We start from the raw sequence: 20873 nt of genomic DNA on the forward strand, positions 1-20873 counted from the left end.
CGGTGCACGGCCACAACCCAGGTGGACGACGAGACCCGGGCGCTGGCAGAGACGATCACCTCTCCTCACGACTCCATCGAGTGGGCCTCGTACCCGGTGCTCCAGTGCCTCCTCGAGGACGTCGACCACGACTTCCACGCGGCCTTCTTCCGCACCGGGTCACGCACGGATCCCGACTCGGACGTCTTCGTGTGCTGGAGGGACGGGACGCCGGGTCACGCGCTGGCGGACCTCGACTGCTGCATGAACCGAAGCTCTCCCCTCGCTACCGGCTGCACGATCTTCCAGCACCACCCAGGCCGGTGCGAGTGGGACTACATCGACCCCCCGATGGTGGCCGCGCAGGCACAGGCCGACCAGATAGCCGCAGCCCTGGGCCTGTTCCGCGGCGGCTGCGGCCGATAGTTCACCAGACTCCCGCTCCCGGCCCGTAGTCCGCCGGCCGGACCGGTAGCGGGACCGAGCGGTCCGCCCCCGCCCCCGTCGGGGACGGGCCGCTCACCCATCGAGGCGGACGAGCTCGGCCATATCGAAGGCGGCGCGACCGTAGCCTGAGCGCGGAGGTGGCTATGTCCGAGTGGATTGACCCGCGGCATGCGGAACTGGTGGCGGCGTGGAAGCGCGCGCAGCAGCCGGAATCCCGTGACCCGCAGCCCAGACCCGTGCGGGGGTTCGTCATCCCGCCGAAGTCTGACGCGCAGTAGCCCTCCGCGAGGCGGCTACAGCACAAGGAACGGCCCCCGGGCGTACCGGGGGCCGTTGCCGTGGGCGGTCACGACGACTACACCGCAATCCGGTGCCCTATGCAGCTAACCCCTTCTGGTGCCCGGTAGGCGGCGGTAGATCAGCGGTAGAGGGGTCGGTAGACGGCGGTAGAGGGGCCGGTAGACGTGCAGGTCAGCAGCGGTAGACGGGCCCGGTAGACAGCCCGGAAGGGGACCGCTGGGGAGGGGCCCCGACCGACAGGTGTAGTTGCCCTGTAGTTGCCATGTAGTCGCCTGTAGCGGCACCCCGTCCCACCTGCGTAGTTCCCGTAGCTACAGGCGCAGTAGCAGCCGCTGAGCGCCCGCCGGGGGAGGGGCCGTGGGAGGCAACGAGAGCGGCCCCGGAGCGCGCTGTCACACGCACCCCGGGGCCGCCGTCCTAGCGGGCCGTCAGGACGGCCACGGCCCGGACCGGGCGAGGACCGCGACGGCGGCCTCAACACCGGGCCCGCCGGCCATCACGACGCGGGCCGCGGCCCGCACCTCCGGGGCCTCGTTCCGGTCGCTCGCGATGACCTCGGCGGCGGCCTGGTCGGCGGTCAGCCCGGTCGGCTCCACCTCGACCCGGATGCGGACGCGCATCGTGCCGCAGTCCAGCGTGCGTTCCCAGTCGAGCGCGGTCGGCTCAGCGCAGTGCAGCTGGTCGAGCAGGTAGTCCGCGCCCATGTCCATGCTGGCGTCCACGACGGCGTGCGCGGTGCTCTCGGTGCTGATGATGGTCACTGCTCCCCCTTGGTGATCTGTGCGAGGCGGTCGCGCATCTGCTGGAGTCGGTCGACGTACGTCCGCAGGTCGCCGAGGACGGCGTCCAGGGCGGCGACGTCCAGGCGGGCGCCGGTCGCCTCGCCCTGGGTGTCGAAGTAGACGTACGGACGGCCGCCCGTCGGGTCCGCGGAGATGGCCGCGAACAGCACCTCGTACGGCTCGCCGCCGTCGAAGTAGCCGGTGGAGTCTCCCGGGCCGGTGAAGGCGACGGCGGGCCCTTGGTGGTTCGCTTCCTCGGCGGCCTCGGTGGTGTGGGGCATGGTGCACCAGGGCGGGCAGGAGACGGTGACGGTGCCGCCGTTGCGGCTGGGCAGGTTGAAGGTGCGGTCAGCAGTCACTGGTGCCTCCGGGGGGCCTCGTCGCGGGCAGTGCGCAGCAGGCGCCGGCCGTAGCCGTCGGAGACGCCGAGCCTGGTTCCGATCTCGGTTCCGGTGAGTTCCGGTTCCGTCTCCAGCCAGTGCTGGACGGTGGCGACGCGGGCGGCGAACGTGGTGTTGCTGCTGTCCACGGTCTCGATGTCCTCGGCGCCGGTTCCGGCGGGCGGAACTACGGGCGGAACCGGTTCCGGTGCCGGTTCCGCCGAGCGCTCGAAGCCGGTGGGCAGCGTGGCGAACCAGTCGGAGAGCGGCATGTCAGAGCCGGTTCCGCCCTCGGTTCCGCCGGTTCCGCCCGCCAGTTCCGCCAGGGGCTGCCAGGGGCCGAGGACGGGCGCGATGGGGGCTGCGTCGGCGGGCTCGGGGGCGCGCTCGATGGTGACCGGTTCCGCCGGGAGTTCCGCCGGTTCCGCTGGGGCCGGAACTGGTTCCGCTGTCGGTTCCGCCTGCTGCTCGGAGAGCCGGTGTACGCGCCACAGGACGAGCGGCGCGATCGCCGAGACGCCGACCACGAGGGGCACGGAGACGGGCAGGAGGCCGACCTCCACGAGGTGGCTGGCGGCGTTCACGGCGATCAGGGTGCAGACGACCGCGAGGACGTCGCGGCGGGCCCGCAGGGCGGCGAGGGCGTACACGTCCAGGGCGGCCGGGACGCCGGCGGCCACGTACTGGCCGAAGCCGCATGCAACGGCCAGCTGGTACTCGGCGGAGGCGAGGACGACGAGGACCGCGGCGAGCGCGGCCCACAGGAGCGGGTCGCGCTTCACAGGTCCCCCTCGGTGGCGATGACGAGCAGGCTGTCGGCGAGGGTGCGGAGGCGGTCGGCGTACCCGTCCAGGGCGGCGGCCAGCTCGTACAGGCCGGCCGGGTCCAGGGTCCGGGCGATGACGCTGACGGACACGCCGGGCGTGCGGCTGCCCAGCTCCGGAACGTCGATGGTGGAGAACGGGGCCTGGACGAGGCAGGCGTCCGTGATGTGCTGCCCGCGGAACGTCAGGGAGACGTCGGGGCCGCGGTGGAGGATGTCGGCGCGGTGCTCGGGCAGGTCGCCGGCGTGGCCGATGCACCACGAGGGTTCGGGCAGTGTCACCGGCCCGTGGTCGATGGTGGGCAGCGTGATGCTGCGGGGCTCGCTCACTGGTCCTCCCCAGCGGGGAGGGTGACGGCGTCGGACCACGTCTTGCCCTCGGCGAGCGCCTCCCGGGCCTGGTCGCTGGTGACGTAGCCGGTGGGCGGCGTCTCGGCGAGCCGCTCGCGCAGGTACTGCGTCGTCCACTCGATGCCGAGCGGGTCGTCCTCAAGGACGTTCTCCAGCGCGATCTTCGCGTGCATGACGCGCGCGTTCAGAACGCGGTCGTGCGCCTCGGTCCCGCCGACGGTGGCCGGCGCGGGAATGTCGAGCGCTTCGAGGACGGCCGCGAGGAGTTCGCGGGCAGGGTCGGGTACGTTCTGCACGGGTCCGTGCTCCCTTGATCGAGGGGTGAGTTCGGATCAAGGCGCCGTTCGGTGGGTGAGATCACCGGGCGGCGCCGCCGTGTCTCCGATGTGGAGACCGACGGGAGCGCGGAGGACCGCGGGCATGTGAGGGCACAGTCAGGGCACAAGACCCCGAATAACACTGCGCAACAGTGGCAAGCACTGTCAGTAGTTTCTGCACGTCAACCCCCCTTTCAGGGTCAACATGCAGGTCAGACGATCAGGCGGGCGGTACGTGAACTACCGGTAGGACCGATCGGCCCGGCCGGGGCCCCGGTGCCGTTCACGCGCCGCACGGCGTGAGGAAGGGTGGTCACCCGCGGGGTGCCCACCCTTTTCGCCGCCGGCCGGCCCCGGTCACGGCCCGGTGTGCCTTCAGTCGCGTGAGTGGCCGAACAGGATGCGGTAGGCGACCAGGAGCACGAGCGAGCCACCGATCGCGGCGGCCCAGGTGGTGCCGTCGTAGAAGTCCTTGGTGATCGGGTGGTCGAGCCAACGGGCCGATATCCAGCCGCCGATGAACGCGCCGGCGACACCGATCAGCGTCGTGCCGATGAGGCCGCCCGGGTCGCGGCCCGGCAACAGGAACTTCGCTATCGCTCCGGCCAGCAGTCCCAGGATGATCCAGCTGATGATCGTCATGCGGTGTACCTGCCCTTTTCCCGTCGCCCTCGCACCATGAAGGACGTCACCCGGAGGCAGGGCGGTTGCACCGATCAGTTCTGCGATTCCCTGTTGATCAATGGGGTGCGGGTGACGCCTCGTGTTCCTGTTCCGCACCGCCGTGGGCGCTCGGCGCCGGCGTCCCCCGTCCGGGGAAACCGGTCCACAGGGCCAGGTCCACCCCCTCGTTCTCCTCCTCGTACCAGCCCGTGCCCTGCACCCAGGAGCGGAGCCAGTCCGTGAGACTTGGGGCGTCCAGGAACCAGGCGAGGTCGGGATCGCCCGGGTTGGGTTCGAACAGGAGGACCGTGGCCCGGGGTGAGCGGCAGTCCACACAGGCGTACATGCCGCAGCCCCAGTGGGATATCGGCAGCACGCCCTCGGGCCAGGGCCAGTCGGGTTCCTCGCGGCCGCTCTCGCGGTTGGCGAGGTACTGGACCACGGCGGCGGGTTCGCCGGAGGGCGGGCTGTCCAGGAGGGGCAGCAGACCGTACTCGGGGCCGAAGCCGCCGTCCGCTATGCGCAGATAGAGCTCGGCGAGCAGCGGGGGCAGGGAGAAGCCCAGGGTGGCTTCGGCGCGGGCCAGTGTGGCCGCGCCGACGGGCCGGGGAAGCGAAGGCCACCCCCACGGGCGGGTGTTGCGGGCCTTGTCCGCCACCTGTGTCAGCAACTGCTCGTGCTCGGTCATGGGTTCATCATGCGGGCCGCCACTGACATTCGTGCGGGCCTGTGGACAACCTCGGCGTTGTGGAAAACGCCCGGGTCACGACGTGACGGACGAGTGCGCCTTCTGCTGCGTCAGCGCTGCGCGAATGACCGGTCCGTTCGTACGATCTCGCGGCCCAGCGGGAACAGTGAAACCGGGATCAGCTTGAAGTTGGCGATGCCGAGCGGGATTCCGATGATCGTCACGCACAGGAGGATGCCGGTGACGATGTGACCGAGCGCCAGCCACCAGCCCGCGAGGAGCAGCCACAGCACGTTGACGACGAAGGACGGGGCACCCGCGCCCCGGCGTTCGACCGTCGTGTACCCGAAGGGCCACAGGGCGTAGACACCGATGCGGAACGCGGCGACCCCGAAGGGAATGCCGATGATCGTGATGCACAGCAACGCGCCCGCGACCATGTAGCCGAGGAAGAGCCAGAAGCCGCTGAAGACGAGCCATATGAGGTTGAGGATGGTCTTCACTACTGATGACCTGCCATCTTCTCGAGCCGGGCGATACGTTCCGCCATCGGCGGGTGGGTGGAAAACATTTTCGAGAGCCCCTGCCCCGGGCGGAACGGGTTCGCGATCATCATGTGGCTGGCCGTCTCGATGCGCGGCTCCGGAGGCAGCGGGAGCTGCTTGGTGCCGTGTTCCAGTTTGCGCAGGGCGCCGGCGAGGGCGAGTGGATCGCCGGTGAGCTGGGCGCCGGAGGCGTCGGCCTCGTACTCCCGGGAGCGGCTGATGGCCAGCTGGATGAGGGATGCGGCGAGCGGGCCGAGGATCATGATCAGCAGCATGCCGAGGAGGCCGGGGCCGTCGTCGTCGTTCGAGCGGCCGATCGGGATCAGCCAGGCGAAGTTGACCAGGAACATGATCACGGAGGCGAGGGCGCCGGCGACCGAGGAGATCAGGATGTCGCGGTTGTAGACGTGGCTGAGCTCGTGGCCGATGACGCCGCGCAGCTCGCGCTCGTCGAGCAGGCGCAGGATGCCTTCGGTGCAGCACACGGCGGCGTTGCGCGGGTTGCGGCCGGTGGCGAAGGCGTTGGGTGCCTCCGTCGGGGAGATGTACAGGCGGGGCATGGGCTGGCGGGCCTGGGTGGAGAGGTCGCGGACCATGCGGTACAGCCCCGGGGCCTCGAACTCGCTCACCGGGCGGGCGCGCATCGCGCGTAGCGCCAGCTTGTCGCTGTTCCAGTACGCGTACGCGTTGGTGCCCAGTGCGATCAGGACGGCGACGACGAGCCCCATGCGGCCGAAGAAGCTGCCGATGACGATGATGAGTGCGGACAGTCCCCCGAGGAGGACTGCGGTCCTGAGCCCGTTGTGCCGGCGGTGCACGGTACGCCCTCCAAGTCGTGCGGCAGGGGAACCCTTGCTTGCTGATCTTCCTTCTGACCCGCGCTGCCACTGATGTGCTGAGGTCACATCCAGTGGACCCTCCCGTATCGGTCAACGCGAGGCGAAGGGCACTAGTTCCCTTGTGCGCGCGGTGGCGCGTGTCAACCGTCCGGGTGACGGCCGCCCCGGACTGCCCTGGCGGCACGCGCGCGTGGCCGTCGAGCGGCGCTGCGCGCGCGTGGGACGCGGACTGTCTGTCCGCCGGTCCGTCCGCGGAGCTCGGCCCTGCGCCCGCGTGCGGGACGCGGCCCGGCGCTCAGAAGAGCCCGGTGTCGGTGAAGCGCAGGACCAGCTGGGGTGCGCCGGACAGGGCGATGCCGAGGACGCCGGTCAGGGCGATCGCGGCGGTGAGCGGTGCGGGGAGGCGGTGCCGGACGGGTTCGCCCTCGGGGGCGCGGAACAGCAGGGCGGTCCACTGGAGGTAGTAGACGAGGGCGATGACGACGTTGACGGCCATGACGACGGCGAGCCAGCCGAGTCCGGCGTCGACGGCCGCGGCGAACACGGTGACCTTGGCGAACAGGCCGATGATGCCCGGCGGGAGTCCGGCGAGGCAGAGCAGGAAGAAGCCCAGCAGGAGCGCGGTGAGCGGGCTGGAGGCGTACAGGCCGCGGTAGTCGGCGACGCGGTTGAGGCGGTGCGCGCGGCCGACGAGGGCGGCCACCGCGAAGGCTCCCAGGTTCACGGCGCCGTACATGAGGGCGTAGGCGAGGGTGGAGCCGATCGACTTCTCGGCGTCGTCGGAGTACGCGGCGGCGGCGATCGGGACGAGGAGGTAGCCGGCCTGTCCGACGGACGACCAGGCGAGCAGGCGGACCGCGCTGTACGCGCGCGTGGCCTGCTGCCGGAGGGCGCCGACGTTGCCGACGGTCATGGTGAGGGCGGCCAGCGCGGCGAGGGCGGGGCCCCAGACGTCGGCGTACGAGGGGAGCGCGACGACGGTGACGAGGATCAGGCCGGAGAAGCCCACGGCCTTGCCGATGACGGACAGGTAGGCGGCGATCGGCAAGGGGGCGCCGACGTAGGTGTCGGGCACCCAGAAGTGGAAGGGGACGGCGGCGGTTTTGAAGGCGAAGCCGACCAGGGTGAGGACGACACCGGTCTGGGCGAGGGTGTGGAGCTGTCCGTCGACGTCCTGGATGCGCTCGGCGACCAGGGTGAGGTGGAGGGTGCCGGTGGCGGCGTAGACGAAGCTGATGCCCATCAGGCTGACCGCGGTGGCGGTGACGGAGGACAGGAAGAACTTCAGGGCCGCCTCGGAGGACTTCCGGTCGCCGTGCCGGAGGCCGACCAGGGCGAAGGCTGGCAGGGAGGCGACTTCCAGGGCGACGACGAGGGTCGCGAGGTCGCGGGAGGCGGGCAGGAGGGCGGCGCCGGCCGCCGAGGAGAGGAACAGGAACCAGTACTCGCCCTCGGGCAGCCGTTTGCCGTCGTCCTTGAGGGTGGTGACCGACAGGAGGGCGGACAGGAGGGCGCCGCCGAGCACCAGGAACTGGATGACGAGGGTGAAGCGGTCCGCGGTGTAGCTGCACACGCCGGTGTCGCCGACCAGGCAGAAGGTGCTGCGGTCGGCATCGAGGAGGGGCAGCAGCATCAGCGTGGCGGCGGCGAGTCCGGCCACCGAGAGCCAGCCGAGGAGCGGCTTCCTGGCCTCCGCGACGAACAGGTCGGCGACGAGGACGACGAGTCCGACGACGGCCGCGATGGTGGGCGGCGCGATGGCCAGCCAGTCGACGGACTGGACGAGGGAGCTCATCGGGTGCCTCCTGAGAGGAGTTGCTGCACGGCCGGGTCGGTCAGCCCGAGCAGGGCCTTGGGCCACAGCCCGGCGACGACGGTGAGGACGACGAGCGGGGTCCAGGCCGCGAACTCGTACGGGCGGACGTCGGTGAGCTTCGGGGCGTCCTGTGGTGCGGCGCCCATGCAGACCCTGCGGACCACGATCAGCAGGTACGCGGCCGTCAGCAGGGTGCCGAAGGCGCCGATCGCCATGAAGGTGAGGAAGGCGGGGCGGCTGAGGCCGTCGGCGGGGTCGAAGGCGCCGAACAGCGCGAGCATCTCGCCCCAGAATCCGGCGAGTCCGGGCAGGCCGAGGGAGGCGACGGCGCCGAAGGCGAGCAGTCCGCCGAGGCGCGGGGCCTTGCCGTAGAGGGCGGCGCCGGTCTGCTCGGCGAGGGTGTCGAGGTCGGTGCTGCCGGTACGGTCCTTGAGGGCTCCGACCAGGAAGAAGAGCAGGCCGGTGATGAGGCCGTGGGCGATGTTGGCGAACAGGGCGCCGTTGACGCCGGTCGGTGTCATGGTCGCGATGCCGAGCAGGACGAAGCCCATGTGGCCGACGGACGAGTAGGCGATGAGGCGTTTGAGGTCGCCCTTCGCACCCCGCCTGGCGAGGGCCAGGCAGGCGAGGGAACCGTAGATGATGCCGACGACGGCGAAGGCGGCGAGGTAGGGCGCGAAGGTGCGGAAGCCGTCGGGCGCCGCGGGCAGCAGGATGCGGACGAAGCCGTACGTGCCCATCTTCAGCAGGACGCCGGCCAGCAGGACCGAGCCGACGGTCGGCGCGGCGGTGTGGGCGTCGGGCAGCCAGCTGTGCAGCGGCCACATCGGGGTCTTGACCGCGAGCCCGACACCGATCGCCAGAACGGCGATGACCTGCACGGATGTGGTCAGCGACCGGCCGTTGTCAGTGGCGAGTGCCACCATGTCGAATGTGCCCGCCGTGATTCCGATCAGGAGCAGGCCGAGCAGCATGACCACGGAGCCGAGCAGCGTGTAGAGGATGAACCTCCAGGCGGCCTCGGCCCTGCCCTCGCCGCCCCAGCGGGCGATGAGGAAGTACATCGGGATGAGGACCATCTCGAAGGCGAGGAAGAACAGGATCAGGTCGAGGACGGCGAAGGTCGCGAGGGTGCCGGACTCGAGGACGAGCAGCAGGGCGACGAAGGCCTTCGGGGAGGGTCCCGCGGGCGGCTTGAAGTAGGAGTGGAGCGCGCAGAGGAAGGTCAGCAGCGCGGTCAGGACCAGAAGGGGGAGGGAGATGCCGTCGGTGCCGAGGTGGATCCGCACGTCGAGTGCGGGGATCCAGCTGATGTCGGTCGTGGCCTGCATCGTCGACGGCTGGTCGTGGTCGAAGCCGAGTGCGAGGACGACCGCCGCGACGAGGATCGCGCCGGTGACGGTCACGCCGTGCCGGAGGACGGCCTGCTCGGGTGACTTCCCCTTCAGTCCGGGCGGGGCCGGCAGAAGAGCGGCGACGGCGCCGAGGAGCGGGCCGGCGACGAGGAATGCCAGAAGGAACTGCATCACGGACTCGTTGATATCGATCACGCCTGCTCACGCTCCCGTGGCGACGAGGACGGCGGCGACCGCGAGGACGACGGTGCCGGCGAGCAGCGCGCTCACATAGGTCTGCAGATTGCCGGTCTGGGCCCGTCGTACGGCGGCGCCGAGCCAGCGGGGCAGCGTGCCCGCGCCGCGTACGTAGGTCTCGACGACCTCGCGGTCCAGGAACCGTACGAGGCTCGCGCCGGCCCGGACCGGGCGGACGAAGAGGGCCGAGTACACGGCGTCCAGGTGGAAGCCGGCGGCCGCGTGGCGGTGCAGGGGGCCGAGCAGCAGCCGCCCGGGGTCCGACGGATCGGGTGCGTACGCGATGTCTCCGTAGGCCGGTTCGTGGCTGGCGATGGCCTCCGCCTCGACCTGTCCGGCGTCGCCCTCGGGATGGGCTGCGACGGCGCCGAGCGGGATGCGGGCGGCGTGTGCGGTGGTGTGCCGCCAGGCGCCGTAGGTAACGATGCCGCCGACCAGGGCCACGCCCGTGCCGAGCACGGAGGTGGTGAGGGTCGGGGTCAGGTCGTGGCCGTCGAACCAGCCGGGCAGAGCGCGGAACGCGAAACCGCCGAGCGCCAGGGACGGCACGGCGAGCACCCACAGCACCACGGTCATCGTCAGCGGCTGCCTGCCGTGGTCGGGTGCCTCGGTGCCGTGGCCGTGGAAGGCCAGCAGCCACAGGCGCATCGCGTACGCCGCGGTGAGCAGGGCGGTGAGCAGTCCGGCGAGGAGGACGATCCAGCCCGCCGCGGCGGGGGCGTGTGCGGTGTGGCCGGTGACGACGTGCTCGGCGACCCCGAGGACGGCCTCCTTGGAGAAGAAGCCGCTGAACGGCGGGATCGCGGCGAGCGCGAGGAGCGCCACGGTCATCGTCCAGTAGGCGTCGGGGACCCGGCCGCGCAGGTTGCTCATGCGGGACATGGCGGCGAGCGAGTTGGTGCCGGCGGCGTGGATGATCACGCCGGCCGCGAGGAACAGCAGCGCTTTGAAGGCGCCGTGGGACAGGAGGTGGAAGACGGCGGCTCCGCGGTCGGCGACGGCGAGGGCGCCGGTCATGTAGCCGAGCTGGCCGATCGTCGAGTAGGCGAGGACGCGTTTGATGTCGTCCTGGGCGAGGGCTGCGAGCGCCGAGCCGGTCATGGTCACGGCGGCCATGACGGCGAGGACGACCATCGCGGCCTGCGAGGCCTCGAAGAGCGGGAGGAGACGGGCGATGAAGTAGACACCGGCGGCGACCATGGTCGCGGCGTGGATCAGCGCGGAGACGGGGGTCGGGCCCGCCATCGCGTCGGGGAGCCAGGTGTGCAGCGGGAACTGCGCCGACTTGCCGGCCACGCCCGCCAGGAGCAGCAGGGCGATCAGTGTGGGGTGTTCGATGCCGCCGTTCGCCACGGCGCCGAGGATGCGGGTGATGCGGAAGGACCCGGCGTCGGTGGCCAGGGCGAACAGGCCGATGAGGAAGGGGACGTCGCCGAGTTTGGTGACGAGGAAGGCTTTGAGGGAGGCGGCGCGGGCCTCCGGGGTCTCCCAGTAGTGGCCGACGAGGAAGTAGGAGCAGATGCCCATGATCTCCCAGCCGACCAGCAGGACCATCAGGTCGCCGGAGTAGACGACCAGGAGCATCGCGGAGGTGAACAGGGAGACGAGGGCGGCGTAGGAGGGGTAGCGGGGGTCGTCGCGCAGGTAGCCCGTCGAGTAGATCTGCACGCAGGTGGCGACGGCGCCGACGAGTACGGCGGTGAGGGCGGCGAACCCGTCGATGTGCAGGGCGAGTTCGATCGGCACCGAGCCGGTGGGGGTGAGTTCGGTGGCGGCGTCGACGGCCGCGTCGCCGCCCTGGCGTGCGGCGACCACGGCGGCCAGCACGAGGGAGGCGAGCGTCGGCAGGACGGCCAGCGGGCGGACGAAGCCGGGCGCCGTGCGGCCCAGGAGCAGTCCGGTGAGCGCGCCGAGGAACGGAAGGAGAGGGACGAGGACGGCGAGGGTGGTCGTGGTCACGCGGTGGCCTCAGCCTTCTCGGCGGTCGCCCGGGTCGCGGAGGCGTCGCTGTCGGAGGCGTCACCGTCAGGTTCGTGGCCCTCGACGGTGTCGCGGAGCTTGTCGATGTCCGAGGTGCCGCGGTTGCGGTACACGGCGAGGACGATCGCCAGGCCGATACCGATCTCGGCGGCGGCGATGGCGATGGTGAACAGGGTCAGGGCCTGACCGGAGTGCAGGGTCTCCTCGGCGGTCCGGCTGAGCCAGACGTCGAAGGCGACCAGGTTCAGGTTGACGGCGTTGAGCATCAGCTCGACCGACATCAGGACCAGGATCGCGTTGCGGCGGGCGAGGACGCCGTACAGGCCGGTGCAGAAGAGGAGGGCGGACAGGACGGCGGGATAGGCGAGGTGCATCAGCGTGCCCCTTCCGTGTCGCGCCGGGTGTCCGTCCCGCCGGGGGCGCTCGGGGCGGCGGCCGAGGTGGCGGCCTTCGCCTTGCGGGACAGGACGATCGCGCCGACGAGAGCGGCGAGAAGGAGGACGGAGAGGGCTTCGAAGGGGAGGACCCAGTGCTGGAAGAGGCTCGCGCCGGTCACCTCGGTGGAGCCGGCGGGGGCGCCGTCCAGGTCGATCCAGGTGGTGCGGAAGGCGTCGACGACGACCCAGACCAGGGCGGCCGCGGCGGCGACGGCCACGGTGAGGGCGACCCAGCGGTTGCCGGAGTCGGCGTCCGGTGAACGGCCGATGGGGGCCCTGGTGAGCATGAGCCCGAACAGGAGGAGGACCACGACGGAGCCGACGTAGATGAGGACCTGCACCCAGGCGATGAACTCGGCGGTGAGCAGGAGGTATTCGACGGCCAGGCCGCCGAGGGCGACCACCAGCCACAGGGCGGCGTGCACCAGCTGGCGGGTGGTGACGGTGATGAGGGCGGCCCCGAAGGTGACCAGGCCGACGAGGAGGAAGGCGATCTCGACCCCGGTCGGGGAGAGAAAGCCCTGCGCCTCAGCGGCGGCGGTGGTCGTGGCGTGCGCGGCCGTTCCTGCGGCTGCGGCGGGGGTCACGACTCCTCCTGCGGTTCGGCCCGGGCGGCGGCGAGTTTGTCGGCGGTCTTGCGGGCGGCGGCGAGCTCCTTCGGCTCCTCGGCGCCGGGGTCGAGGGCGGGCGGGGCCGGGACGGTCCACATCCACTCGCGGAGCTTGTCGCGCTCGTGGGTGAGGTCGCGGATGTCGGTCTCGGCGTACTCGAACTCCGGGGACCAGAACAGGGCGTCGAAGGGACAGACCTCGATGCAGATACCGCAGTACATGCACAGGGAGAAGTCGATGGCGAAGCGGTCGAGGACGTTGCGGCTGCGCTCGCGGCCGCCGGGGGCCGCCGGGGGGACGGTCTCCTTGTGGGAGTCGATGTAGATGCACCAGTCGGGGCACTCACGGGCGCACAGCATGCAGACCGTGCAGTTCTCCTCGAACAGGCCGATCACACCGCGGGTGCGGGGCGGGAGGTCGGGCTGGGTGTCGGGGTACTGGTCGGTGACGTGCTTCTTCGTCATCGTCCGCAGGGTGACGGCCAGGCCCTTGGCCAGGCCGGAGCCGGGGATGCGGGGCCGGGTGGGCGGGAGACGCTCAGCCATGATTACTGGATCACCACTTTGACGACGCCGGTGAGGGCGATCTGGGCGAGGGAGAGGGGGACGAGGAGGGTCCAGGAGAGTTTCTGGAGCTGGTCCTCGCGCAGGCGGGGGTAGGTGACGCGGAGCCAGATGACGACGAAGGCGAGGATCGCGGTCTTCAGCAGGGTCCAGACCCAGCCGAGGCCGTCGGCTCCCCAGGGGCCGTGCCAGCCGCCCAGGAAGAGCACGGTGGTCAGCCCGCACAGGACGACGATTCCGGCGTACTCCGCGAGGAGGAAGAGCGCGAAGCGCAGACCGGTGTACTCGGTGTACGCGCCGAAGATGATCTCCGAGTCGGCGACCGGCATGTCGAAGGGCGGGCGCTGGAGTTCGGCGAGGCCGGCGATGAAGAAGACGAGCGCGCCGGTGATCTGCCAGGGCAGCCACCACCACTCGAAGGCGTCGAGGATGCCGACGAGGGAGACCGTGCCGGCAGCCATCGCCACCGAGGCGGCGGTGAGCAGCATCGGGAGTTCGTAGGCGAGGAGCTGGGCGGCGGTGCGCAGACCGCCGAGGAGGGAGAACTTGTTGGCGGACGCCCAGCCGGCCATGAGCGAGCCGAGGACGCCCACGCCCATGACCGCCAGTACGAAGAACACGCCGGCGTCCAGTACCTGGCCGACGGCACCCTCGCCCGGCCCGATCGGGATGGCGAGCAGGACGAGGAGGTACGGCAGGAGGGCGACGGCGGGGGCGAGCTGGAAGATACGGCGGTCCGCGCCGGCCGGGACCACGTCCTCCTTCTGCGCGAACTTCACACCGTCGGCGATGAGCTGGGCCCAGCCGTGGAAGCCGCCGGCGTACATGGGGCCCAGGCGGCCCTGCATGTGGGCCATCACCTTGTGCTCGGTCTGGCCCACGATCAGGGGGAAGGTGAGGAAGACGACGAACACGACCAGGAGTCGCAGGGCGACGTCGAGCACGTCGTTCACCGCGGGCCTCCTGAGGGGTCTTCGGGGGTGGGGGTCTCGTCGGGGGTTGGGGTCTCGGGGTCGTCGTCGTTGCCGGTTTCCGGCCGGGTGCGGGGAGCAGCGCCGGGGGCGGTGCCGGGCTCGGGCGCGATGTCGGGCTCGGGCGCGATGTCGGGCTCGGCCTCGGTGCCGGGCTCGGCCTCGGTGCCGGGCTCGGCCGCGGTGCCGGGTTCAGGCTCGTCGGCCGGTCCGGTGCCGGGCTCGGCCGCGGTGCCGGGTTCAGGCTCGTCGGCCGGTCCGGTGCCGGGCTCGGCGCCGCCCTCCGCTTCGGGCTGGGTGAAGGCCGGGCGGGCGTGGTGCCAGGGCGCGTCCGGGCTGCGTGGCGCGGCGGGAGGCCTTCGGTCCGGCCGGCCCTCAGTGGGCGCGGGGGCCGAGTCGTCACCCGCTGTCGCGGCTTCGTCCGACGACGCCGCCGTGTCCGACGCGGCACGTTGGCCGGCGGAACCCCCGGAAGCGGTGCGCGCCCGGCGAGGGCCGCCGGCGGCGGGGGTGCCGGGACGCTGCGACGCCGACCCTTCGCTCGCACTCCGCGCGCGTCGTGCGGGCGCAGCGGTCGGTTCCGAGGGCGCGGCCGACTCGGAACCCGACTCGGCCGCCTGACTCGCGGAGCCCCCCGCCGCCGTACGCGTGCGGCGCGGTGGGGCCGACGGCTGAGCGGGACCCTCGGTGGTGGCCGCCTGACTCGCGGAACCCTCCGCCGCCGTACGCGTGCGGCGCGGTGGGGCCGACGGCTGAGCGGGACCCTCGGTGGTGGCCGCCTGACTCGCGGAACCCTCCGCCGCCGAACGCGTGCGGCGCGGTGGGCGGTCGGCTGCCGTGCGGGTGGGTGCCGGGCGTTCTCCGGCCGCGGCCGCTCGACCGGCGCCCGCGGCCGCCCTGCCGGCGCCTCGGGCCGGGCGGGCCGGGGCCGGCGGGAGCTGGCCCTTCAGGGGGCCCCATTCGTTGGGGTCGGGGACTCCTGGGGGCAGCATCTGACGGCGCTTGGGGCCGCCGTGCTCGGATTCGCCGGGTTCCTTGGCGCCGGGCCAGGCCTTGGCGACCCGGGCCGCGAGGACGAAGTCCTTGCGCAGCGGGTGGCCCTCGAAGCCGTCCGGCAGGAGCAGGTGGTCCAGGCCCGGGTGGCCCGTGAAGTCGACGCCGAACATCTCGTGCGTCTCGCGTTCGTGCCAGGCGGCGCCCGCGTACACGCCCACGGCGGACGGCAGCGTCGGTGCTTCGTGCGGCACCGTGGTGCGCAGCAACAGGCGGCGTACCGGGGACAGGGCGGCGACGTGTGCCGTGACGCGGAATCCCGTGCCGGGTTCGTCGACCGCGCTCAGCCAGTCGAAGTACGTGCAGCCAACGCGGTCGCGCGCGGTCTCCAGGGCGGAGATCCAGGAGGCGGGCGGAACGTCGACGGTCAGGACGCCGTACGACTCCTCCGCCGTGGCCTGCGTACCGAACAGTTCCTCGGCGCCGGCGGGAAGCCAGCCGACCGCGGTCATCGGCCCTCCCCCTCGCCAGGCGTACCGCCACCGGAGTCACCGGTCGCGGGCGGCTCGACCAGCCCGCTCTGCAGGGCCGCCGCCGACGGGCGCCCCGCGCCGGGAACCGTGCCGGGGCCGGAGGCGTACCGCTCCCCCAGCGACTCGCGTGCGATCTTCTCCTGGAGTTTCAGGATTCCCTGGAGCAGTGCCTCGGGCCGGGGCGGGCAGCCGGGGACGTAGACGTCGACCGGGATGATCTGGTCCACGCCCTTGGTGACGGAGTAGGAGTCCCAGTACGGACCGCCGCAGTTGCTGCACGCGCCGAAGGAGATGACGTACTTCGGCTCGGGCATCTGCTCGTACAGGCGCTTCACCGCGGGCGCCATCTTGTCCGTGACCGTGCCGGAGACGACCATCAGGTCGGCCTGGCGCGGCCCCGGCGCGAAGGGGATGACGCCGAGGCGGATGAAGTCGTGCCGGGCCATGGACGCGGCGATGAACTCGATCGCGCAGCAGGCGAGGCCGAAGTTGAAGACCCAGAGCGAGTAGCGGCGGCCCCAGTTGAGGACGACCTTCATCGGCTCGGGAGCCAGCCGGGCCAGCGCGCCGAGCCTCTTCGGCTCCGGCAGCAGGACCGGCTCGGAGCCCGACGGAACGGAGGAGGTCGAGGGGGTCACGTCCATGTCAGGACGCCCTTCTTGTATGCGTACAGCAGGCCCACGGCGAGGAAGCCGAGGAAGATGAACATCTCCACGAGGGTGGTCGCGCCGTAGCCGTCGGCGGCGAAGACGGTCGCCCACGGGAAGAGGAAGATCGAGTCGACGGCGAAGATCACGTAGAGGAAGGCGTAGACGTAGTAGCGGACCTGGGTGTGGGCCCAGCCCTCGCCCACGGGGTCGACTCCGCATTCGTACGTCAGGAGCTTCTCGGGGGTGGGGACCACGGGCCGCAGCAGGCGTCCCGCCCCGAAGGCGACGGCGACGAACAGCAGGCCGACGACGCCCAGCAGTCCGACGACCGAGTAGGACTGGAAGTAGTCCGCCGCGACTCCCGTCGCGGAGTTCGTCGCGGAGTCCGCCGCGACGGCGACGGTCGAATCGACGACGGTCGGTTCCCGCACGTCCGCCCCTCACTCCCTGGCCGATGTCCCTGATCGTTGCTGTGATCCGTGCCGGTGAACGCCACTGTTCGACGATCTGTACGCACGGGAGTCTAGGCCCTGATAAAGGCACGGTAAGCAGCCCGTCACCGTACGGCATGCGTGGGGTGGGGTTTTCCTCAGTGCGTTCTGGCGGTCCGCCTCATGGCGCAGACCCCCGGCTCCGGGCACGCTGATGCACATGACCGAACCATTGTCGCCCCCGGGCACGCCCATGACGGCAGTCCCGGCCCCTTCCGGGCACGGTGACCGTCCGCCGCCGGCCCGTTTCGCGTACGACACGCACACCTGGAAGGAGATAGCCCACCTCCTGGCGAACCTCCCGGTGTCGCTGATCGGCTTCGTCTACGTGGTGACCATGCTGTCCACGGGGGTGGGGATGACCGTCACGATGGTCGGGTTACCGCTGCTCGGGGCAGGGCTGATGGGTGCGCGGCTGCTGGGCAGGATGGAGCGGGCGCGGGCCAGGAAGCTGCTCGGGGTGCGGGTGGAGGAGCCGAGCAGGCTGCCGCGCGGTTCCGGTGGGTTCTGGCCGCGGCTGTGGATGTCGCTCAAGGACCCGGTGGGCTGGCGGACGGTCCTGTACGGACTCATTCGTCTGCCCTGGGGCATCCTCACCTTCGTCGTCACGCTGACCGGTCTGTTCGTGCTGTGGCCGGTACTGCCGTTCGTCACGCGGGGCCTGGCCAACGCCGACCGGGCCATGGTGCGCGGTCTGCTGTCGCCCTCCGACGAACTGGAGCGGCGCATCGCCGAGCTGGAGTCCGACCGGGGCGTGGTGGTCGACACGGCGGCGGCGGATTTGCGGCGCATCGAGCGCGATCTGCACGACGGGGCGCAGGCCCGGCTGGTCAATCTGGCGATGGGCCTCGGGCTGGCCAAGGAGAAGCTCCTGGAGGATCCCGATGCCGCGGCGACGATGGTCGAGGAGGCGCACGGCGAGGTGAAACTGGCGTTGCGGGAGCTGAGGGATCTGGCGCGGGGCATCCATCCGGCGGTCCTGACCGACCGGGGTCTGGATGCCGCCCTGTCCTCGGTCGCCTCGCGCTGCACGGTGCCGGTGCGGGTGACGGTCGACCTGGACGAGCGGCCGGCCGCCGCCATCGAGGGCATCGCCTACTTCACCGTCTCGGAGCTGCTGCAGAACATCAGCAAGCACAGCGGGGCCCGGTCGGCGACCGTGGAGGTGTGGCGGTCGGAGGGCCGGCTGTTCCTCCAGGTGTGGGACGACGGGCGCGGGGGCGCCAGCCTGGACGGCGGGACGGGCATACGGGGACTCGCCGACCGGCTGGGCGCGGTGGACGGGCTGCTCGTCGTGAAGTCTCCGGAGGGCGGTCCGACGACGGTGACGGCGGAGCTGCCGTGGCGGGACCGCTCCGGCGCCCTGGCCGAGGGCGCCGGGACGGCCAAGGGGGCGGACGCCCGCGGCCGGAGGTAGGGAAAACCCCCCGTCCAAGACTGCGACGGACTCCATGGTCCGCCGACCTGCGGCGGAGGAGCCTGGAGGTACGACAGCACAGCCGCCGGACGAGGAGAAGGACGACGCCGATGGCCAGGGACTACGGACAGGATGACGGGCTCGACGCTATGCCCGGACATCCCGGGGCTGCCGAGGAGCGTGGGCACCGGTTGCCGGCCGCGCTGCGGGCGCCCGTCGAGGGGCGCACCTGGCGGGAGCTGGGATATGTACTGCTGAGCCTGCCGATCAGCATTCTGCTGTTCGTGTACGCGGTCACGATGGTGTCGCTGGGGGCAGGCCTGCTGGTGACGTTCCTCGGGGTCCCGGTGCTGGCGGCGGCGCTCGTCGGCTGCCGCGGGTTCGGGGCGGTGGAGCGGGCGCGGGCGCGCGGGCTGCTGCGCCTGGAGGTGGCCGAGCCGGAGCCCCTGCGCATGAAGCGGCAGGGGTTCATGGCGTGGACGGGTGCCGTGCTCAAGAGCGGCGCTTCCTGGCGGGCCCTGCTGTACGCGGTGCTGCAGCTGCCGTGGGCGGTGCTCTCCTTCGTCGTCACGGTGAATGTCTGGCTGCTGGGCTGGTCGCTGCTGACGTATCCGCTGTGGTTCTGGGTCTTCCCGATGTACGCCGGGCAGGGCGGCATACAGGTGTACGGCGACGAGCACCACCGTATCTATCTGGACAACCCGCTCGAGATCACCGTGACCGCGCTGGTGGGCCTGCTGTTCACCCTCGCCACGCCGTGGATCGTGCGGGCGCTGACGATGGTGGACCGGTTGATGGTGCACGGGCTGCTCGGACCGTCCCGGCTGGCCACGCGTGTGGTGGAGCTGGAGTCGGACCGCGGGGTCGTGGTGGACACGGCGGCGGCGGACCTGCGGCGCATCGAGCGCGATCTGCACGACGGGGCACAGGCCCGGCTGGTGGCGCTGGCGATGGATCTGGGGCTGGCGAAGGAGAAGCTGCGGGAGGACCCCCAGGTGGCGGCGCGGATGGTGGACGAGGCGCACGGCGAGGTGAAGACGGCGCTGCGGGAGTTGCGGGACCTGGCCCGCGGCATCCATCCGGCGGTGCTGACGGACCGGGGTCTGGACGCGGCACTGTCGGCGGTGGCCTCCCGGTGCACGGTCCCGGTGCAGGTGGAGGTGGACCTGACGGAGCGGCCCGCGCCGGCCATCGAGGGCATCGCCTACTTCACCGTCTCGGAGCTGCTGCAGAACGTCAGCAAGCACGCGCGGGCGACCTGGGCGGCGGTGGAGGTGTGGCGGACGGATAACCGGCTGATGCTCCAGGTCGTGGACAACGGGGTGGGCGGCGCCGATGTGTCCGGGGGGTCCGGCCTGTCGGGTCTGGCGGAGCGGCTGGACGCGGTGGACGGGATCCTGGTGGTGGACTCACCGGCAGGCGGCCCGACCCGGGTGACCGCCGAACTGCCGTGGCGTGCGGAGCGGACCCGATGACGACGGCGGAAGCGGACCCGGCCGGGGCGGGGCCGCTGACGACAGACTGAGACCGACTGGCTCGCATCGACTCGACCGGCTCGGACCGAAGGCCGAAGGCCGGAGACCGAAGGCCGGAGACCGAAGGCCGGAGACCGAAGGCCGAAGACCGAAGACCGCAGACCGCAGACCGAAGGCCGCAGACCGGCGGACAGAGACCACAGACCGAAGACCGCAGACCGGCGGACAGAGACCGGCGGACCGGCGGACAGAGACCGGCGGGCCGACGGACTGAGACCGGCGGACCGGCGGACTGAGACCGGCGGGCCGAATAGCCCCCGGGTGGCGGGTGCGAGGCGTTGGCTCGCACCCGCCACCCGTGCGTCACTCGCGTACGGAACACGGACGGGCAGCCGCGATGACACTCCCCGATCGCGCTGCTCCGCCACGTCCCCCACCGGATGCTGGAATGCTGGACCTGACGACCGGGCCCGCCATGAGGGCGGGCACGGCGACAGGGGCATGGGGGACGAAAGACGTGGAGGACAGGGTGCGGGTGGTCATCGCCGAGGATTCAGTGCTGCTGCGGGAGGGCCTGACCCGGCTGCTGACCGACCGGGGCCACGAGGTCGTGGCCGGGGTCGGTGACGGCGACGCGCTGATCAAAACCATCACCGAGCTGGACGGGCAGAACCTGCTGCCGGACGTCGTGGTCGCCGACGTACGGATGCCGCCGACGCACACCGACGAGGGCGTGCGGGCCGCGGTGCAGCTGCGCAAGGCGCATCCCGGAGTCGGGGTGCTGGTGCTGTCGCAGTACGTGGAGGAGCGCTACGCCACGGAACTGCTCGCCCATTCCAGCCGTGGCGTCGGCTATCTGCTGAAGGACCGGGTGGCCGAGGTACGTGAGTTCGTGGACGCGGTGGTGCGCGTGGCGCAGGGCGGCACGGCGCTGGACCCGGAGGTGGTCGCGCAGCTGCTGGGACGCAGCCGCAAGCAGGACGTGCTCGCGGGACTCACCCCGCGCGAGCGGGAGGTCCTGGGACTGATGGCCGAGGGGCGGACGAACTCGGCGATCGCCAGGCAGCTGGTGGTCAGCGACGGTGCCGTGGAGAAGCACGTCAGCAACATCTTCCTGAAGCTGGGGCTGTCCCCGAGCGACGGCGACCACCGGCGCGTGCTGGCCGTTCTCACCTACCTCAACTCCTGATCACCGACCGGGACGGGCGTGGTCCGGTCGTCTCGAAGTCG

The 20873-nt window shown here is 71.6% G+C and carries 23 protein-coding genes; 4 read left to right on the forward strand and 19 right to left on the reverse strand.

Annotation, left to right across the window (positions count from 1 at the left end; translation table 11 throughout):
- Nucleotides 1–405 (forward strand): hypothetical protein (locus IE178_RS22295; RefSeq protein WP_318280180.1); only part of this gene is annotated, 405 nt, incomplete at its 5' end.
- A 749-nt stretch (nt 406–1154) separates the two neighbouring features.
- On the opposite strand, the gene IE178_RS22300 is transcribed toward IE178_RS22295, so the two are convergent.
- The 19 genes from IE178_RS22300 to IE178_RS22390 form a co-directional block, all read right to left on the reverse strand.
- On the reverse strand, nt 1155–1487 hold the full coding sequence (locus tag IE178_RS22300; RefSeq protein ID WP_193513536.1) for a hypothetical protein: 333 nt from the start codon (nt 1485–1487) through the stop codon (nt 1155–1157).
- Complete coding sequence (locus IE178_RS22305) at nt 1484–1867, reverse strand: DUF6907 domain-containing protein (protein WP_193513537.1); 384 nt, start codon at nt 1865–1867, stop codon at nt 1484–1486. The genes IE178_RS22300 and IE178_RS22305 overlap by 4 nt, the downstream gene beginning before the upstream one ends.
- Nucleotides 1864–2670: a hypothetical protein gene (locus IE178_RS22310; RefSeq protein WP_193513538.1), complete on the reverse strand. Its 807-nt coding sequence runs from the start codon at nt 2668–2670 to the stop codon at nt 1864–1866. Before IE178_RS22310 ends, IE178_RS22305 begins: the two co-directional genes overlap by 4 nt.
- Entirely contained in the window at nt 2667–3041 is a 375-nt protein-coding gene (locus tag IE178_RS22315; protein ID WP_193513539.1) for a DUF6907 domain-containing protein, read from the reverse strand. Before IE178_RS22315 ends, IE178_RS22310 begins: the two co-directional genes overlap by 4 nt.
- Nucleotides 3038–3358 (reverse strand): hypothetical protein, encoded by a 321-nt coding sequence (locus IE178_RS22320; protein ID WP_193513540.1) that lies wholly within the window; start codon nt 3356–3358, stop codon nt 3038–3040. The genes IE178_RS22315 and IE178_RS22320 overlap by 4 nt, the downstream gene beginning before the upstream one ends.
- 396 nt (nt 3359–3754) lie before the next feature.
- Entirely contained in the window at nt 3755–4021 is a 267-nt protein-coding gene (locus IE178_RS22325; protein ID WP_184760976.1) for a GlsB/YeaQ/YmgE family stress response membrane protein, read from the reverse strand.
- Between the two features lie 97 nt (nt 4022–4118).
- Entirely contained in the window at nt 4119–4730 is a 612-nt protein-coding gene (locus IE178_RS22330) for an SMI1/KNR4 family protein (protein ID WP_193513541.1), read from the reverse strand.
- 110 nt (nt 4731–4840) lie between these two features.
- The gene (locus IE178_RS22335) at nt 4841–5233 is read right to left on the reverse strand and encodes a YccF domain-containing protein (RefSeq protein ID WP_184760974.1); all 393 of its coding nucleotides are present in this window, start codon (nt 5231–5233) and stop codon (nt 4841–4843) included.
- Nucleotides 5233–6093 (reverse strand): zinc metalloprotease HtpX, encoded by an 861-nt coding sequence (htpX, locus tag IE178_RS22340; protein ID WP_184760973.1) that lies wholly within the window; start codon nt 6091–6093, stop codon nt 5233–5235. The genes IE178_RS22335 and htpX overlap by 1 nt, the downstream gene beginning before the upstream one ends.
- Before the next feature lie 316 nt (nt 6094–6409).
- Nucleotides 6410–7909, reverse strand: a complete 1500-nt coding sequence (locus IE178_RS22345; protein WP_193513542.1) for an NADH-quinone oxidoreductase subunit N — start codon at nt 7907–7909, stop codon at nt 6410–6412.
- Entirely contained in the window at nt 7906–9480 is a 1575-nt protein-coding gene (locus IE178_RS22350) for an NADH-quinone oxidoreductase subunit M (RefSeq protein ID WP_193513543.1), read from the reverse strand. Before IE178_RS22350 ends, IE178_RS22345 begins: the two co-directional genes overlap by 4 nt.
- A gap of 6 nt (nt 9481–9486) precedes the next feature.
- The gene (locus tag IE178_RS22355) at nt 9487–11481 is read right to left on the reverse strand and encodes an NADH-quinone oxidoreductase subunit 5 family protein (protein ID WP_193513544.1); all 1995 of its coding nucleotides are present in this window, start codon (nt 11479–11481) and stop codon (nt 9487–9489) included.
- The gene (nuoK, locus tag IE178_RS22360) at nt 11478–11876 is read right to left on the reverse strand and encodes an NADH-quinone oxidoreductase subunit NuoK (RefSeq protein WP_184760969.1); all 399 of its coding nucleotides are present in this window, start codon (nt 11874–11876) and stop codon (nt 11478–11480) included. Before nuoK ends, IE178_RS22355 begins: the two co-directional genes overlap by 4 nt.
- Nucleotides 11876–12526: an NADH-quinone oxidoreductase subunit J family protein gene (locus IE178_RS22365; protein WP_193513545.1), complete on the reverse strand. Its 651-nt coding sequence runs from the start codon at nt 12524–12526 to the stop codon at nt 11876–11878. The genes nuoK and IE178_RS22365 overlap by 1 nt, the downstream gene beginning before the upstream one ends.
- Nucleotides 12523–13095 (reverse strand): NuoI/complex I 23 kDa subunit family protein, encoded by a 573-nt coding sequence (locus IE178_RS22370; protein WP_184760967.1) that lies wholly within the window; start codon nt 13093–13095, stop codon nt 12523–12525. The genes IE178_RS22365 and IE178_RS22370 overlap by 4 nt, the downstream gene beginning before the upstream one ends.
- Nucleotides 13096–13097: 2 nt before the next feature.
- Nucleotides 13098–14066 (reverse strand): complex I subunit 1/NuoH family protein, encoded by a 969-nt coding sequence (locus IE178_RS22375; RefSeq protein WP_184760966.1) that lies wholly within the window; start codon nt 14064–14066, stop codon nt 13098–13100.
- Nucleotides 14063–15589 (reverse strand): NADH-quinone oxidoreductase subunit C, encoded by a 1527-nt coding sequence (locus IE178_RS22380; protein ID WP_193513546.1) that lies wholly within the window; start codon nt 15587–15589, stop codon nt 14063–14065. Before IE178_RS22380 ends, IE178_RS22375 begins: the two co-directional genes overlap by 4 nt.
- Complete coding sequence (locus tag IE178_RS22385; RefSeq protein ID WP_184760964.1) at nt 15586–16254, reverse strand: NADH-quinone oxidoreductase subunit B; 669 nt, start codon at nt 16252–16254, stop codon at nt 15586–15588. Before IE178_RS22385 ends, IE178_RS22380 begins: the two co-directional genes overlap by 4 nt.
- Nucleotides 16245–16691 carry an NADH-quinone oxidoreductase subunit A gene (locus IE178_RS22390; RefSeq protein ID WP_184760963.1) on the reverse strand — a complete coding sequence of 149 codons (447 nt, stop codon included), beginning with the start codon at nt 16689–16691 and terminating at the stop codon, nt 16245–16247. Before IE178_RS22390 ends, IE178_RS22385 begins: the two co-directional genes overlap by 10 nt.
- Before the next feature lie 220 nt (nt 16692–16911).
- Here IE178_RS22390 and IE178_RS22395 point away from each other — a divergent pair, with 220 nt between their 5' ends.
- The 3 genes from IE178_RS22395 (at nt 16912) to IE178_RS22405 (ending at nt 20832) form a co-directional block, all read left to right on the forward strand.
- Nucleotides 16912–18168 carry a sensor histidine kinase gene (locus IE178_RS22395; RefSeq protein ID WP_184760962.1) on the forward strand — a complete coding sequence of 419 codons (1257 nt, stop codon included), beginning with the start codon at nt 16912–16914 and terminating at the stop codon, nt 18166–18168.
- Between the two features lie 110 nt (nt 18169–18278).
- Nucleotides 18279–19643: a sensor histidine kinase gene (locus IE178_RS22400; RefSeq protein ID WP_193513547.1), complete on the forward strand. Its 1365-nt coding sequence runs from the start codon at nt 18279–18281 to the stop codon at nt 19641–19643.
- Nucleotides 19644–20118: 475 nt separating this feature from the next.
- The gene (locus IE178_RS22405; RefSeq protein ID WP_318280200.1) at nt 20119–20832 is read left to right on the forward strand and encodes a LuxR C-terminal-related transcriptional regulator; all 714 of its coding nucleotides are present in this window, start codon (nt 20119–20121) and stop codon (nt 20830–20832) included.
- Nucleotides 20833–20873 lie beyond the last annotated feature (41 nt).

This window comes from Streptomyces griseoloalbus (genome assembly GCA_014650015.1).
GTDB classification, from domain to species: Bacteria; Actinomycetota; Actinomycetes; order Streptomycetales; family Streptomycetaceae; genus Streptomyces; species Streptomyces griseoloalbus.

What these genes read in the sequence shown, in the direction of transcription:
- IE178_RS22325 (WP_184760976.1), bottom strand. Translation starts at nt 4,021, where the DNA reads ATGACGATCATCAGCTGGATCATCCTGGGACTGCTGGCCGGAGCGATA.
- IE178_RS22330 (WP_193513541.1), bottom strand. Translation starts at nt 4,730, where the DNA reads ATGACCGAGCACGAGCAGTTGCTGACACAGGTGGCGGACAAGGCCCGC.
- IE178_RS22345 (WP_193513542.1), bottom strand. Translation starts at nt 7,909, where the DNA reads ATGAGCTCCCTCGTCCAGTCCGTCGACTGGCTGGCCATCGCGCCGCCC.
- nuoK (WP_184760969.1), bottom strand. Translation starts at nt 11,876, where the DNA reads ATGCACCTCGCCTATCCCGCCGTCCTGTCCGCCCTCCTCTTCTGCACC.
- IE178_RS22370 (WP_184760967.1), bottom strand. Translation starts at nt 13,095, where the DNA reads ATGGCTGAGCGTCTCCCGCCCACCCGGCCCCGCATCCCCGGCTCCGGC.
- IE178_RS22380 (WP_193513546.1), bottom strand. Translation starts at nt 15,589, where the DNA reads ATGACCGCGGTCGGCTGGCTTCCCGCCGGCGCCGAGGAACTGTTCGGT.
- IE178_RS22385 (WP_184760964.1), bottom strand. Translation starts at nt 16,254, where the DNA reads ATGGACGTGACCCCCTCGACCTCCTCCGTTCCGTCGGGCTCCGAGCCG.
- IE178_RS22395 (WP_184760962.1), top strand. Translation starts at nt 16,912, where the DNA reads ATGACCGAACCATTGTCGCCCCCGGGCACGCCCATGACGGCAGTCCCG.
- IE178_RS22400 (WP_193513547.1), top strand. Translation starts at nt 18,279, where the DNA reads ATGGCCAGGGACTACGGACAGGATGACGGGCTCGACGCTATGCCCGGA.
- IE178_RS22405 (WP_318280200.1), top strand. Translation starts at nt 20,119, where the DNA reads ATGAGGGCGGGCACGGCGACAGGGGCATGGGGGACGAAAGACGTGGAG.